Here is a 14,070-nt window from a genome sequence, read left to right as displayed (position 1 = left end):
AGGTGGAGGTTTACAAAATGCCAAACAAACAAAATCAAAATAGGCCAAACGGATTTCCCCCACAGCATCAGAATAAACAGCCTGGGGTTGAAGATCGCATGCAGCCAAAGCCTATCTCTGTGGATGCTAATTATAAAGGATCTGGGAAATTGCAAGGAAAAGTTGCCTTAATTTCAGGCGGTGACAGCGGGATTGGAAAAGCGGCAGCAATCTATTTTGCCAAAGAAGGGGCAAATATTGCGATCGCCTATCTGGAAGAACACGAAGATGCGCAAGAAACGAAGCAATTAATCGAATCAGAAGGACAAGAATGTTTATTAATTCCAGGAGATATCGGAAATGAATCATTTTGCAGGGAGGTTGCCAATAAAACGATCGAAAAGCTTAGTAAAATAGATGTGTTGGTTAATAACGCGGCAGAGCAGCACCCGCAGGAGAGTCTCCTTAATATTTCATCAGACCAACTGGAAAGAACCTTCCGGACCAACATCTTTTCCTATTTTTATTTAACAAAAATGGTTCTGCCGCACTTAAAAAAAGGGAGTTCCATTATTAATACCGCTTCAATAACAGCCTATGAAGGAAATGAGCAGCTGATTGATTATTCTTCGACAAAAGGGGCGGTTGTTTCCTTTACCCGATCACTTGCCATGTCACTCGCAGGACAAGGAATCCGTGTAAATGGTGTGGCACCAGGACCCATCTGGACGCCGCTGATCCCGTCGACTTTCTCTGCTGATAAAGTAGCTCAATTTGGAACAGACACGCCTTTTGGCCGCGCAGGTCAACCGTACGAACTTGCCCCAACCTATGTATACTTGGCATGTGATGATTCATCCTATGTCAGCGGGCAGATGATTCATGTAAATGGCGGGACGATAGTAAATGGGTAACACCAAAATATAAACAGAGGAAAAATGAGCACTAGAGGGAGAATTGGTGACGAAAACACCTCGCAAAGACAAAAACGGGCATCAAAAGGATGATTGGTGACCAAAAGAACCTTGAATAAAAAAATTGGTCACCATAAGAAGTTCGTGGCGACCAATTTCTTTAGGGAATAAAATATTCACTAGCAACAATATCTTAGAATAGACCCTATTTCACCCCGCATAACGATACCATTCATTTATTCTTGGGGTTTATTTCTCTTCGATCTTTTCCTAAGAAGAATAATGAAAATTATAAATGTACCATAGACGATTACCATAGCCGAAATAAATGAGAGATTCAAGCCTGTTTTTTCAGCTAAAACATAAACCTCTGCCTCTTCCCGGTCGATAAATATCGTGTATTGACCATCATCCGTGCTTCTAACTAGGTCTCCGTTTAGCAATCCTCTTAATTCCTTGTCCGCTTCCAACTGCGCCGCATTGATCGTCACACTTTGGGACTCGGACGTATTATTGATCGCAATGACCGTCGTTTCGTTCTCCAACGTCCGTTTATAAACAGCCAGCCCATTATCTACTACCAATAGTTCCATTGTCCCTCTTGTTAAACTAGGAAGAGTATTCCGCAGCTCACCTATTTTTGTGATGTGTTCAATGAGATCCTTATCGGTGCGGAAATCCATTTGCCGATAGTTATCTGATCCCTCACCGCCGTCTAATGCAATTTCACTGCCATAATAAACGATAGGGATTCCCGGTGTAGTGTACAGGTAGGTAAGTGCCAGCTTCCATCTTGGTCCAGGATGCTGGTTCTTGGTAATCGCATCATGTGTAAATCGGATTATATGATTATTATCCATCAAGGTTCCCATTAAATATGGATTGCTATAGATGGAGCTGTTTTGATCCTCGACTGTAAAAAGGTCTTTTAAAGACTTATCAACCTGATCAAAAGCGGGCCGTAATTTTTCAGTTAGAGGATAATTAATAAACCCATCAATCCCTGTATCTTGATACCCGGAAATGATAGCAGGATCATTTGAGCGCACATCACCCAAAAGATAGAATTGATCTTTCGTTTTTTTTACTTCTTTAGCAAATTCAGTTGTAAAGCTTTTAGGAACAGAATCAATAGCGTCAAGATAGTAGCCATCAATATTTGTTTCTTCAATCCACCATTTGGCGGCATCAATTAAATAATTCTTTACTTCCGGATTTTCCTGATTTAATTTAGGTAGCCCATTCATCCAGCCAGCTTTAAGGTCTTGCTGATCTTCCGAATGTATCATTTCCTCTTGATCATTGAACCAATCTTTTTTATCTGGTTCATTTAGCCACGGATGGTTTAGGCCAACATGACTAACGACAAAATCCAGAATTACCTTCATATCTCTTTTATGCGCTTCTTGAACAAGAGCTTTAAACTCTTCCATTGTGCCGAAATGTTCTTCTGTATTATAAAAATCATTTATCCAATTGCCATGATATCCATTATCCTCATTATCAAAGATTGGTGTTAGCCAAATAGTTGTAAAGCCCATATCTTTAATATAGTCCAGCTTGTTCATAATCCCCTGAAAATCTCCGCCATGGAAGGCTTCAGGATCTTTTACATCAACATGAAAATCATTGTGAAAATCCCCGTTGTTAAAGCGATCCACCATTAAAAAATAAATTGATTCATCCTGCCATTTACGATCTTCTTTTTCAACTGCCCCTACGGGTAGGGCGTAAAAAAGAAGTAAAGGGATTAAGATGAGAGTCCAAACTCTTTTTTTCATCGCCGCTCCTCTTCCTCCTTAAAAAATCCAAAAGCCATTTTGTTAATAGGCTTTGCTTACCACCAAATTCGCCTTGGCGTATTTGCGTCCATCTCTCCACTTATATCGTTAAGAGACTTCTGCTGAATAAAGTTAAAGTTCAACCCTTTAAGAGTAGCCTTTTCTCCCCCCTTCCGTCAAACAATTCTTAGCGGAAATAGGGATAGCTATCTGTATTTTGTATCAGAATGTCCGTAAAAGGAATATCCTTTTATAAGGAGTAATTTTCGGATATCTAAGATAAAGGGTATTTGCCTCTCATGGGGTTATAAAAATAGAGAAAACTGTCTAAAAAGATTGTGAGGGAAGCAAATGGAGGTTTTTTATGAATAGACAGCAGCGAATGAAACTAATAGAGTACCAAAATCGAGCATTTACTGAAGGGACAATCGAATTTATTAATAATCAGTGGGTGTTTTTTGATAAGGAAACAGAAGAAGCATCTTTATTAGATGAATTCCTTCACCAAGAAATTGAGCTATTTCGATTTAAGCGCTGGAAAAAAGGGATTTTATTTGAAGATGGCAAATTAGCTTTTTCAGATGAAATCTTTCATCTGAAAGATCAGGACAGTGTCCGCATCCGCAAGCTTCTTGTCTTTTCTTTAGAAAAATTATTAGATGAAATGAATGATGATGCTTTTTTTCAATTTATTACGACATTAAATTCCTTACAATTTTCTGTCTATGATTGTATTTATTGTTACAACCAATTATCCTTTCTCGATGCCAGCGAGAGAAAGAGCGGGGTTAATTTTATTGTTTTTGATAACCAAGAGCATATCTGCAATGTCCAGCACCATTTTAGCTATTTCGAAAAAACAAATGATCGCTTCGAATTTACATTAAACAGCGGGAAAAGAATGATTATTGAAAAAATCTCGTCATAGGTAGAAATTACGATAATGATTCAGATCGAGTCCTTCCCCTTCTCTTTTGAGGTACCCGCATACAAAAAATATTTATTATAGTTAATAAAAAAGCAGTTCATTTCGGAAATGAAATTGAACTGACCCCATAAAGTTAGACAAGTTATTTCATCAGGCAGCTTGTAGGGTATGAGCTCGGTATTGCATTTTAGGCGTATTAACACCACAATAGACAATAATAAATCTTTAAGGATAAATTACCAAACTAACATAATGAATGTAAGTAAGTAAGAAGCCTGCCTAAAGGGCAGGCTTCACATACTGATTAATTGATACTAGTACCTTTTCCCACTTTACTCAATCCTATTTCAAAATCATCTATCATAAGCGGCCTATGAAGATAAAAACCTTGTGCATATTGGCATTTTAATTCTTTCAGAAGGTCGATTTGTTCTTTTGTTTCGACTCCTTCGGCCACAATTTCGACGTCTAAGCCGTGGCCCATCGTAATGATCGCTTTGACGATCGCAATATCAGATGTATTGATCCGAAGATTATTGATGAAGGAGCGATCAATTTTTAACGTGTCAATCGGTAAATCCTTCAAGTAACTTAACGAAGAATATCCTGTTCCAAAATCATCGATTGACACCTTTACACCAAGTTTTTGCAATGCCTTCATAACTAGAATGCTATAATTAACATCCCTGAGCATCGTACTCTCAGTTAACTCCAATGTTAAGTATTGAGGCTCAAGTTTTGATTCCGTCAATGCTCTTTTTACCTCTTTCAAGAAATCAGGCTGTTGAAACTGGTGGGCCGATACATTGACTGAAATAGATAAATTTCCGTATCCGAGGGATTGCCATTTTTTATTTTGCTTACACGCTGTCATAAGTACCCAGTTGCCGATTTCTTGTATTAGTCCCGTTTCTTCAGCTAATGGAATGAACTCTGCCGGTGATACGATACCAAGCTTAGGATGATTCCAGCGGATCAATGCCTCGCTTCCGAATATCTCCCCGGTATCCAAATGAATCAATGGCTGAAACATTAAATAAAATTCCTTTTTCGGGAGAGCCTTCCTTAAATAACTTTCCAGTTCAAATCTGATCATTGCCTGGTCATTCATTTCGGTTGAAAAGAAAGTAACTCGGTTACCCCCTTGAACTTTTGAACGATTCGTTGCTATGTCCGCATTTTTCAATAGAGCATGTTCATCTAATCCATCTTCTGGATAAAGGCTTACACCTATACTCGCAGTCACATAGAAATCTTGGTCTTCAAAAAAAACAGGGTTGGCAATTTTATTAAGAATGTTTTTGGCTGTATTCATCACTGCTTCGACATGAATATCCTTTGATAGAATCACTGTAAATTTATCGCCGCCAAACCTTCCAATATAAGCCCCGCTTGGAAGGCTTTTTTCAATTCGATTTGCCATTTCCTTTAAAATCATATCGCCCGCAAAATGACCTAGGCTATCATTAATGATCTTAAAACGATCGATATCAATGGAAAGAACCGCGAGCACCTGCTTTAGCTTTTTCGCGCTTAACAGCATCATTTCAAGCTGTTCTGTGAATTTCGTTCGGTTTGGGAGCCCTGTCTCTAGGTCAAAAAAAGCTAACTCTGTTATTTTCTCTTCTATTTTCTTTTGCTCTGTCATATTTCTCCCGATGACATAAACACCTACGCATTCCCCATTGACTGTAATCGGAAGGTTTTTAATATGGAAAAAATTTATGACCCCTAACTTAGATTTGAGATTAAGATTATAGTGTTGTTCTTTCCCATTTATAGCTTTATAAAAATACATCTTGACCTTGGGAACATCCTCACTCATGACATATTTAACTGCTGATTGTCCAATGATTTCATTTATATTGTATCCGAACGTTTTTTCAAAAGCTGGGTTGACACTTGTAATATTGCCATGCAAATCCGTTGAATAAACAAAATCATCATTATTGTCAAAAAGAGATTTAAAATGTTGCTCAGATACTTTTAAACTCTCATTCAGTATAAGAAACTCGCTATTTGTTGCTTCTATAAAGCGTGTAAAGCTTTCCCCCATTTCAAATCCGTTTTCAAAGAAATCTTGCTGCAGGAAAACCCTTTTCAAATCTATTTTCTCAAAAATTGTAAAAGAAAGGACCACTTCGTTTTCAGTCATTTGATCTTTATTTTTTTCCCCAGCAGTTGCCCATCCTATGACCTTCGCTAAAGGAATCATCGCTCTTATTATATTTTGCAGTTGCAGGAGAAAAGACCTGTCTGTTCTACCTGAAAATACTTGAACAAGCAGGTTCTGATGTCCGCAAAGATTGTGTTTTTCTATGAAACTATTTAATTGCTCATTATCTTCATAAAGACAAGTTATTGTTTTAGCCATTCGAACCACCACTAGTTAAGTTAATTTTTGCAACATATTCCTCATCATGTTAAAAATACCATAAATCTAGTAATCATGACATGTCAAAATAAAGAAAAAGCTGCCTTATCAGCAACTTTTCAGGGATTATTAACTATTTTATTTTAATTTCTTTAGGGAAGGAAAGTTAATGGCAGTTTAATAAAGCCTAAATAAAGAACAAGAACAAAGGAAACAATAAACAGCAGCCAAAAAATCGCTGTGTTCTTTCCTTTTACCGACCGAACAATGATCATTTCCATCATGCCGATAACCAAAATGCCGACTAATGATTTTATTACATAGAGGGTATCAATGCTATGAATCGAGCTTAAGATCCAAACCCCTGTACCGATAATTAGCAAATAAAAAAGTCTTAAAATCATTTGAACAACTTTTAAGCCTTTTGCTTTGCCACTTTTATTTAATCCAATTGCAACGAAAAATAAAACAAGTGCTACAACCCACGTTGTGATATGAGCATGTATCATTTCACGGCCTCCTAAATAAAATTTCGTTTACATCATATCATATCTAAAAGGAAAATCCTAAACTTAAGGTGTTTATAGTAATAGCTATTGGGATTATATGCTTCCTTTATTGCTCCAGTTTGTGCGTACCGAGAAGTCAAAATATCAAAGCTATGCCCTGTTTTTCTCAATTTACATTTTCCACCATGATGAGACAGGAACAGATAGCTCTCCAGTTAATCGAACAGTTTCACCAATTTTAGGGGCGATGAGATTCCGTTCTGCTTTCTTTGCCTCTATTAATGCGCGATCTATAGGTTCTGTCCAACTGTGATAAGCAAGCGTAAAAGCTCCCCAATGAACTAACATCATATTCTTCCCATTTACATTTAAATTAGCCTGTACAGCTTGTTCTGGTGTCATATGAACCCAAGACCAACGTCGGTCGTATTGACCGCCTTCAATTAAAGTGATGTCAAAAGGTCCGTATTTTTGCCCGATTTCCTTGAATTGTGAATCATAACCACCATCCCCACTGGTATAGAAACGGGTATCTTTACCAAGAATGACCCAACCACCCCATAACGTCGTATCCCGATTAAAAAGCCCTCTTCCAGAGAAGTGTTTGGATGGAGTGAATGCAACCGTTAAACCTTGGAACTCCGTTTCATCCCACCAATTAAATTCTGTTATGTTTTCTTTTGCAACTCCCCATCGGATCAAGTGAGCACTTACACCATAAGGAACGAAGAATTGACCGACCTTTTCCTTCAGCTTTCGAATGGATGGATAATCTAGGTGATCGTAATGATCATGGGTAATGAAGACGGCATCAATAGGCGGCATTCTATCGATAATATGCAACATATCTTCACTGTAGCGTTTGCTTCCTGCAAAAGAAACGGGTGAAGCTACTGGACCTAACATGGGGTCTACAAGGATCTTTTTGTTATCGATACTGAGTAAAAAAGCAGAATGCCCAAACCAAGTTAAACTATCTTCTTCACTTTTAATTTTGTTCCAATCAATCTCTGCGACAGAAACTTGACCGGCAGGATTGCGATCTTTACGACCTGAAATAGACTCCTTCATCAGAGAGAAGTAATCAGCTAAACTCATATTCAACCTTGTTGGCATCTGATTAACAAATTTACCTTTGTCATAATTATCAAACTTCTCATACACTTCTTTTTGTTCTTTACTAGGGTTCCCGCCGAATGCTGGATGTAAGTTAATAAACAATGAAAAGACAACACATAATACAACGAAAAAAATGAATAAATATATCACTTTTTTTCACAATTCCTTTCTTAACATTTGTTGCAAGAACAAGTTTTGGTGCAAAATCCCCAATCATCCTCTATGTGGGGTGTAGTCCTTCTATATTTGACATTTCAAACCCTTTTTTCATGTAATTTTCTTCTATTATCTCGAAGCTACATAAATTTGATGTTAGCAGAATAATACATAATGGTGCAATATCGCGCATATGTGTATAATTTAAAATAAAAACAGGATTTCTTCAATAATCAAATGACCACGTTTTGTGCCTTAATGCACATATTGATTAAACTTGTGTAATTATTTTCAAGAAAGTTTGGTGACTCTCAGAATGTCTATGGTGGATAGAAGAATACTCAAATCCCAAGAAGCAATAAAAAAAGCCTTTATTGAACTGATGTCTGAAAAAAATTTCGATAAAATTACGATAAAGGATATTTCTGATAAAGCAAATGTTGGGCGAAGAACCGTTTATCACCATTACATGGATAAATTTGATCTACTAGATAAACTCATTGAAGAACATATTAACAGGTTGCGAGAATTGTGCGAATCAGCAGCTGAAATAGATTTTGTAAATGCAAACCGTATATGGTTCGAATACTTTGAACGTAATTTTTTATTCTTTTCAACAATGTTAGCGAACAAAGAAGTCCCTTTTTTTCGCAATCGGTTCCTAGAGTTTGTCGTAAAAGAGCTAAAGAATGAAGTGAATGTAACAGGAGGGAAAAATCACGGATTAAGTGAGGATTTTATTGTTCAATTTTTTGGAGCGGCAATTGTTGGGTCAGTGGAATGGTGGTTCAAGAATGGGATGCCTTATCCCCCTCACGTCATGGCAGAGCAAGCAGGAATATTATTAGATAGGAATCTATAATCAATATCTTAAAAGCAACTTAATCAAACAAGGAGCAGTTTGTCTACTACTCCTTGTTTGATATTGATTAATTATTGTCATTTTATTACTCTATCCTGCCCGTTAGTCATCCATGAAGCCATGCTTCACCACAAAAAATGTAAGGAAATATCGTTCTTACATGGTAGCGAGCCACTGGTTTCCAAATTTATCCTCACACCCTTATGATAGAAATTGACGTAACAATCGTCATAGGATCCTTAAATTTAACTTAAATCAACCTTCAATTTTATTCGATAGAGTCCCAATATTTTCAACTGTAATTTCGACTGCATCCCCTGGCTGCAGGAAGCGAGGCGGTTTGAAGCCTTTTCCGACACCTGCAGGGGTTCCTGTTGCGATAATATCTCCCGGCTCAAGGGTCATTCCCTTTGAAAGAACAGCAATGATTTCTTCTATCGGAAAAAGAAAGTTTTCTGTGTTAGAATTTTGTCTTATTTCACCGTTTACACTTGTTTTGATATCTAGTTTATTTGGATTTTCAATCGTTGAAGAATGAACAATCCACGGCCCCATTGGACATGTTGTATCAAGGCTTTTCCCAATAAAAAACTGTTTATGACGCGATTGTAGATCCCTTGCCGTCACATCATTGATGATCGTATAGCCAAAAACATAATCAAGGGCTTCTTCCTTCTTAATGCCTCTCCCTTTTTTACCAATAATGACTGCGAGTTCTCCTTCGTAGTCCAACTGCTCCGTAATATCCCGATGGTTTAGAATCATCTCTTTATCAGCAATGACCGTTGTTGGCGCTTTTGTAAACACCATGATATGCTCGGGAATATCCTCTTTACTGCCCATTTCAATCGCATGATCAGCATAGTTTTTGCCGATACAAAAAATATTTTTTCCCGGACGCGGAATCGGCGCTAATAATTTTACTGAATCCAATGGGATGTATAAATCCTCTCCTTCAGGATTTCCTTTCACCCAGTCTAAGAGATTGCGTACGCTTTGAATAAACGAGTCTCCTAAAGCGATGCATTCCTGCATCGCAGAAGGTAGATCAGTGCTGCCATCTTTCTTTTCCGCCGCCTTGCCAAGTGGCAGAATCTTTCTGTCTGTTTCATTCATTAAACCCACAAAGGCTTCCCCGCTTATTTCAGCTGTAACGAACTTCATTTGAACACTCCTAATTTATTTGATTGATCGTAAACTTTGTTGTTATCTGGAACAATGACCGTTGCTTTCCGCGGGGAGGAAGTCGAGCCTCCTCTAGGTTTCGTCTGCGGGGTCTCGACTTTTCCTCTATCTCTCGCTGGAGTCAATTCCTTTCCGCTCCAATCCACTCACCGGTTTTCAATGTTGATAAAAGCAACAATCTTTTAGAAAACGGCCTTTAAATAAAAACATAGCTTTTATCACTGTTTAATAGACAGTCCCTTCATTCATAGAAATCCCAGTCAATTTACAAATCTGCCTTCTCTCCCACTCTCTTCCCAATAATCATTGCGCAAATGGATTTTTTGAATTTTACCAGAAGCTGTCTTTGGCAGTGCTTCGATAAATGTTACTCCCGTAATCGCTTTAAAATGGGCAAGCTTTTCTCTTGTAAAGGCAATCATCTCTTGCTCTGATGCATGTTGATTTTCTCTAAGTACGACAAACGCATGGGGTGTCTCTCCCCATTTTTCATGCGGAACCGCAATGACAGCTGCCTCTAGGACGGATGGGTGATCGTATAATACGCCCTCAATCTCAATGGAGGAAATATTCTCACCACCGCTTATGATTATATCCTTTTTCCGATCGACAATATCAATATTTCCGTATACATCGACAGTTGCCATATCACCTGTATGTAGCCAGCCATCCCGGATTGCTTCCATTGTAGCCTCTTCATTTTTCCAATAGCCCTTCATTACCCCATTGCTTCGGACTACAACTTCACCAATTTCCGTTCCGTTTTGGGCCACTTCTTGTCCATCTTCATTCATTACCTTCACTTCGCAGCTAATCATCGGATAGCCGGCCTTTGCCTTCATCCGATATTGCTCCTCTATTGGTAAATCCCTCAAATGAGATCGAATAGCAGAAACAGTACTCAATGGGGATGATTCAGTCATTCCATACACCTGCAAAAACTCCCAGCCAAGCTCTTTTTCCACTCTTGTCACAAAGGCTGGCGGTGGGGCCGATCCTGCGATGACAACACGGACTGACTGCTCAATCTGCGGTTGACTTTTCTCAAAATGCTGAAGCAGCGAGTTAAGGACCGTCGGCGCCATATGCATAATCGAAACTTGATGTTTTTGTAATGCCTCAAAAATATGTTCTGGAGAAGCCTTTCTTAAACATACTTGCGTAGCCCCGTTCGCTGTGTAATAAAAAGGCGAACCCCAGCCATTCACATGGAACATAGGCAGTACGTGAAGCAATACGTCCTGATCCTGAACACGTAAATGGTGCATCGCGCTTAAGGCATGCAAATAGTTATTCCGATGTGTCAGCATTACTCCTTTTGGGCTCCCAGTCGTTCCACTTGTATATAATAGGCTGCATAAATCATTCTCATCTAAGATTTCCCTCTTAAATGACTGCTCTGACTGACTTTCAAGCCACTGATCATAATCCGTTTCTTCTGAATCATCCTCTTTGTAATGGACGATGATTTTTTCAACTGTTTTCAATTGTTCTTTTACCGGAACAATCAATTGATATAAATCCTGATCAACAAATAACACTTTTGTTTCACTATGATTCAAGATAAATACATAATCATCTGGCTTTAAACGAATATTTAATGGAACCATAATAGCTCCTAACTGGAAAATGCCATAAAACCCTTCCAGCATTTCAAGCGTGTTCGGGGCTAAATAAGCAACGCGGTCTCCTTTTTTCACCCCAAGTGCCTTCAAACCATGTGACAGCTTGTTAACCCTTTCATTTAGTTCCTTGTAAGTAAACACTCTGTCATCGCAAATGATTGCCTTCTTAGAACCATATAATGAAACGGCACGATCCAAAAATTGCGTCAACAATAATGGGACATTCATATCATTTCCCCCCACCAAATAATTATAAAATTCATATAATTCATATTAACATAAAATTCGAAGCCGTTTATAGGTTATTTTCCGAAAAAGTGTCTGTTATAGTACATTTCAATATCAATATTCATAATGTTTTTTTGATCAAGGTGGCTGGAAAATTTGGGCGTTTTTATCACAATCCATTATTAGGCACATACGATATTAAAGAAATCATAAAAAAGGGTGTAGTGTATGCCAGCTATCGTTGGGGTGGCACAGGTTGTTTCGATCGGAAGCAGCGGGGTATTTCATATCGGGGATGTTTATAAGATTATGCCGTTAGCGAATGTCAAAACATTTTCTGGGTCTGGTTCCTTTAATACAGGGGATGGCCTAAGTATTTATAATCAGCAAAGCAGTACGAACACCTACGATTCAGACGGAATTGATCAAGGAAACTTTTTTAATGCTTAATGATAAGGTGATTTTATGAATTTTTATATACAGCAATCCATCAATATTAATTTTATCAAAATCGGCGGGATAACGAATTCTTCCGTCTTGCAGATTGGCAGTGCTGGTATTATCAAGCCTGCTGCACATTTATATAACACAGGAGGATTTACTGCACCTGCCCCTGAAGCGAACCATCTCGGTGGTTTTGGCATGGGAGAATATATTGAGGCCCCGTCAGTACCATTAGGAGGGGGAAGGTAATTCATTTTGGCTGTTTTCGTAAACTTTGTTGATTTATTAGTGTTATTTTATATAAATAAATCTGAGTTGATTGGAGCGGAGGGCACTTGACTCCTGCGGGAATAGAGGGAAGCGGGAGACCCCACAGGCAGTTAACGCCGAGGAGGCTCCCGTCCCTCCCCGCGGAAGCAAGTGCCCGCAGCGGAAAGCAACGGGCAAATTTTGAAGCGAAAAGAGCTTTAATATTCAATCGGTTTCGAAAGGGCGTGGTGATATCTATGAATCAAGAATTATACTATTACCTGCAAAAACTGCACGCCTTTATAGAAGCCCAGGAAAAAAGAATTGGAAACTTAGAAAAAAAGGTTATGGAATTGGAAAAAGAGACGAAAGCATTGAAAGGACGCCCTCCTGTTAGAGTAGATAAAATTGAATATAAGTTTGATCAATTAAAAGTTGAATCACTGGACGGTACCTTAAATATCGGCTTAAATCCAGCTGAACTTCAAGAGATTGAAGATTTTGCTGTCAATAACCAAGGAATCAATACGCCAAATCATCCAAAAGTTCAATTTCAACGAACAATGGAAATAGAAGATGAAATCTATAAATATTTGGAAAATGATTTACCGTTGGTCATCAAAGAAATAGAAGGTAAAATGAACACATCCGTCGATGAATCATATATAACCTTTATTAAGGAAGATATTAAAAAGCAATTGCCAAACCGAATCGATCTCCACCTAAAACAGTTCCAGGCTTCCGCTCGAAATAAGGGAGACGGAAAAACAGCCAGTATGAAAGAACAAATTCTTGAGCAGTTAAAAAAAGAAATCCAAAATGGAGTGCAAATATTTATCAGCAATTTGCCTAATCATGTGAAGGGAATGAATAATGAGTGAATTTTGAAGTTTATAATCGGGATTTATGTGTTGGCAACATTAGGATTATCGGGGTATCGAGTTCTTCGCTTTTAATGGTAGGAGACACGCAAACGATCCAGCTTGCGTCTGTATTTGACACACCTGCTGAATCGTTAATTATTGGCCCATTTGTTCCATTAACGCCGGAGTGATTAGAAATGCTTAGTAGAACATCTATTGTGGATCATATTAAAATAGACACCCTAATTATTTCATCCGTTTTTGAAATCGGGGATTCAACCTTTATTCAAGGGTTTAGTCGTGCTCTTGCCGTACACCGAGAAGCTGACACCTTTTTTGGAAACGAAGGGAATTTTCAAGCCTACCCTGCTTTTACTAAAAATATCCCCTTCCCGCTCATCGAAGAAAATTTCTTCATGCAGTCCATTAATCTAAATCCTGCTATTAAAGTTAATAACATTGATATTAACGGGGTGTCTGCATCTTCCTTGATTCATATCGGAAGCAGTTATCACGTTTCTATGGAAGCGAGAGTTAAGCATATACGACAGCTATTACCAAGAGACTCTGAACAAAGTAGAGAAACTGAAATATACTGATATACAATAGCCAAAAGGAAAAGGATGTTTGACATGCCAGCGATTATCGGTCCGGTACAAATCATTAATGTCGGCGGAGGGATTGTCCAGTTCGGTGATGCCGTTTTTATTAATCCAAAAAGCAATACAAAACAAAATTCGGGTCAGGGTGCATTAAATACCGGGGGATTTATCATTACGAATAATGGCCTTAATGCAAGCAACGTAATAGATACAAATCTGATTGACCAGCCGACAATTGGGAATAACTAAAAA

At 38.3% G+C, this 14,070-nt stretch carries 15 protein-coding genes; 9 read left to right on the top strand and 6 right to left on the bottom strand.

Translation table 11 applies throughout. The annotated features are described in order from the left end of the window. The first annotated feature begins 17 nt into the window (after positions 1–17). Positions 18–893, top strand: coding sequence for an SDR family oxidoreductase (locus BGM26_RS00290; protein WP_217037741.1), 876 nt, complete (start codon positions 18–20; stop codon positions 891–893). 236 nt (positions 894–1,129) lie between these two features. On the opposite strand, the gene BGM26_RS00285 is transcribed toward BGM26_RS00290, so the two are convergent. Beyond that, positions 1,130–2,674: an alpha-amylase family glycosyl hydrolase gene (locus BGM26_RS00285; protein ID WP_217037740.1), complete on the bottom strand. Its 1,545-nt coding sequence runs from the start codon at positions 2,672–2,674 to the stop codon at positions 1,130–1,132. 364 nt (positions 2,675–3,038) lie between these two features. On the opposite strand from BGM26_RS00285, the gene BGM26_RS00280 reads away from it, so the two are divergent. Next, positions 3,039–3,602 carry a DUF2777 domain-containing protein gene (locus BGM26_RS00280; protein WP_217037739.1) on the top strand — a complete coding sequence of 188 codons (564 nt, stop codon included), beginning with the start codon at positions 3,039–3,041 and terminating at the stop codon, positions 3,600–3,602. Between the two features lie 304 nt (positions 3,603–3,906). Here the strand turns inward: BGM26_RS00280 and BGM26_RS00275 are convergent, their stop codons facing one another. From BGM26_RS00275 to BGM26_RS00265, 3 genes are all read right to left on the bottom strand, one after another. Continuing rightward, entirely contained in the window at positions 3,907–5,976 is a 2,070-nt protein-coding gene (locus BGM26_RS00275; protein ID WP_217037738.1) for a bifunctional diguanylate cyclase/phosphodiesterase, read from the bottom strand. Between the two features lie 152 nt (positions 5,977–6,128). Next, positions 6,129–6,485, bottom strand: a complete 357-nt coding sequence (locus BGM26_RS00270) for a YisL family protein (protein WP_217037737.1) — start codon at positions 6,483–6,485, stop codon at positions 6,129–6,131. 171 nt (positions 6,486–6,656) lie between these two features. Further along, positions 6,657–7,754 carry an MBL fold metallo-hydrolase gene (locus BGM26_RS00265; RefSeq protein WP_217037736.1) on the bottom strand — a complete coding sequence of 366 codons (1,098 nt, stop codon included), beginning with the start codon at positions 7,752–7,754 and terminating at the stop codon, positions 6,657–6,659. Between the two features lie 322 nt (positions 7,755–8,076). Here BGM26_RS00265 and BGM26_RS00260 point away from each other — a divergent pair, with 322 nt between their 5' ends. Further along, positions 8,077–8,622, top strand: a complete 546-nt coding sequence (locus BGM26_RS00260) for a TetR/AcrR family transcriptional regulator (protein WP_217037735.1) — start codon at positions 8,077–8,079, stop codon at positions 8,620–8,622. Positions 8,623–8,877: 255 nt separating this feature from the next. Here the strand turns inward: BGM26_RS00260 and BGM26_RS00255 are convergent, their stop codons facing one another. Then, entirely contained in the window at positions 8,878–9,786 is a 909-nt protein-coding gene (locus BGM26_RS00255) for a fumarylacetoacetate hydrolase family protein (protein ID WP_217037734.1), read from the bottom strand. Positions 9,787–10,067: 281 nt separating this feature from the next. Beyond that, complete coding sequence (locus BGM26_RS00250; RefSeq protein ID WP_217037733.1) at positions 10,068–11,660, bottom strand: long-chain-fatty-acid--CoA ligase; 1,593 nt, start codon at positions 11,658–11,660, stop codon at positions 10,068–10,070. A gap of 228 nt (positions 11,661–11,888) precedes the next feature. On the opposite strand from BGM26_RS00250, the gene BGM26_RS00245 reads away from it, so the two are divergent. The 6 genes from BGM26_RS00245 to BGM26_RS00220 all read left to right on the top strand — a co-directional run bounded on the left by BGM26_RS00245 (position 11,889) and on the right by BGM26_RS00220 (position 14,067). Beyond that, positions 11,889–12,110, top strand: coding sequence for a spore germination protein (locus tag BGM26_RS00245; protein WP_217037732.1), 222 nt, complete (start codon positions 11,889–11,891; stop codon positions 12,108–12,110). A gap of 15 nt (positions 12,111–12,125) precedes the next feature. Further along, positions 12,126–12,353: a spore germination protein GerPB gene (locus BGM26_RS00240; protein WP_217037731.1), complete on the top strand. Its 228-nt coding sequence runs from the start codon at positions 12,126–12,128 to the stop codon at positions 12,351–12,353. Positions 12,354–12,610: 257 nt separating this feature from the next. Then, a complete protein-coding gene (gene gerPC, locus BGM26_RS00235; RefSeq protein ID WP_217037730.1) occupies positions 12,611–13,234 on the top strand; it encodes a spore germination protein GerPC in 624 nt (207 codons plus the stop codon). Continuing rightward, positions 13,231–13,407, top strand: a complete 177-nt coding sequence (locus BGM26_RS00230; RefSeq protein ID WP_217037729.1) for a spore gernimation protein GerPD — start codon at positions 13,231–13,233, stop codon at positions 13,405–13,407. The genes gerPC and BGM26_RS00230 overlap by 4 nt, the downstream gene beginning before the upstream one ends. A 6-nt stretch (positions 13,408–13,413) precedes the next feature. Then, positions 13,414–13,815 carry a spore germination protein GerPE gene (locus BGM26_RS00225; protein WP_217037728.1) on the top strand — a complete coding sequence of 134 codons (402 nt, stop codon included), beginning with the start codon at positions 13,414–13,416 and terminating at the stop codon, positions 13,813–13,815. A gap of 33 nt (positions 13,816–13,848) precedes the next feature. After that, complete coding sequence (locus BGM26_RS00220) at positions 13,849–14,067, top strand: spore germination protein (RefSeq protein WP_217037727.1); 219 nt, start codon at positions 13,849–13,851, stop codon at positions 14,065–14,067. Positions 14,068–14,070 lie beyond the last annotated feature (3 nt).

This window comes from Bacillus sp. FJAT-29790 (assembly GCF_019039215.1).
In the GTDB taxonomy this organism is placed as follows: Bacteria; Bacillota; Bacilli; order Bacillales; family Cytobacillaceae; genus Cytobacillus.
Note: the sequence above shows the minus strand (reverse complement) of the source record. Positions and strands in the feature narration are given on the sequence as shown.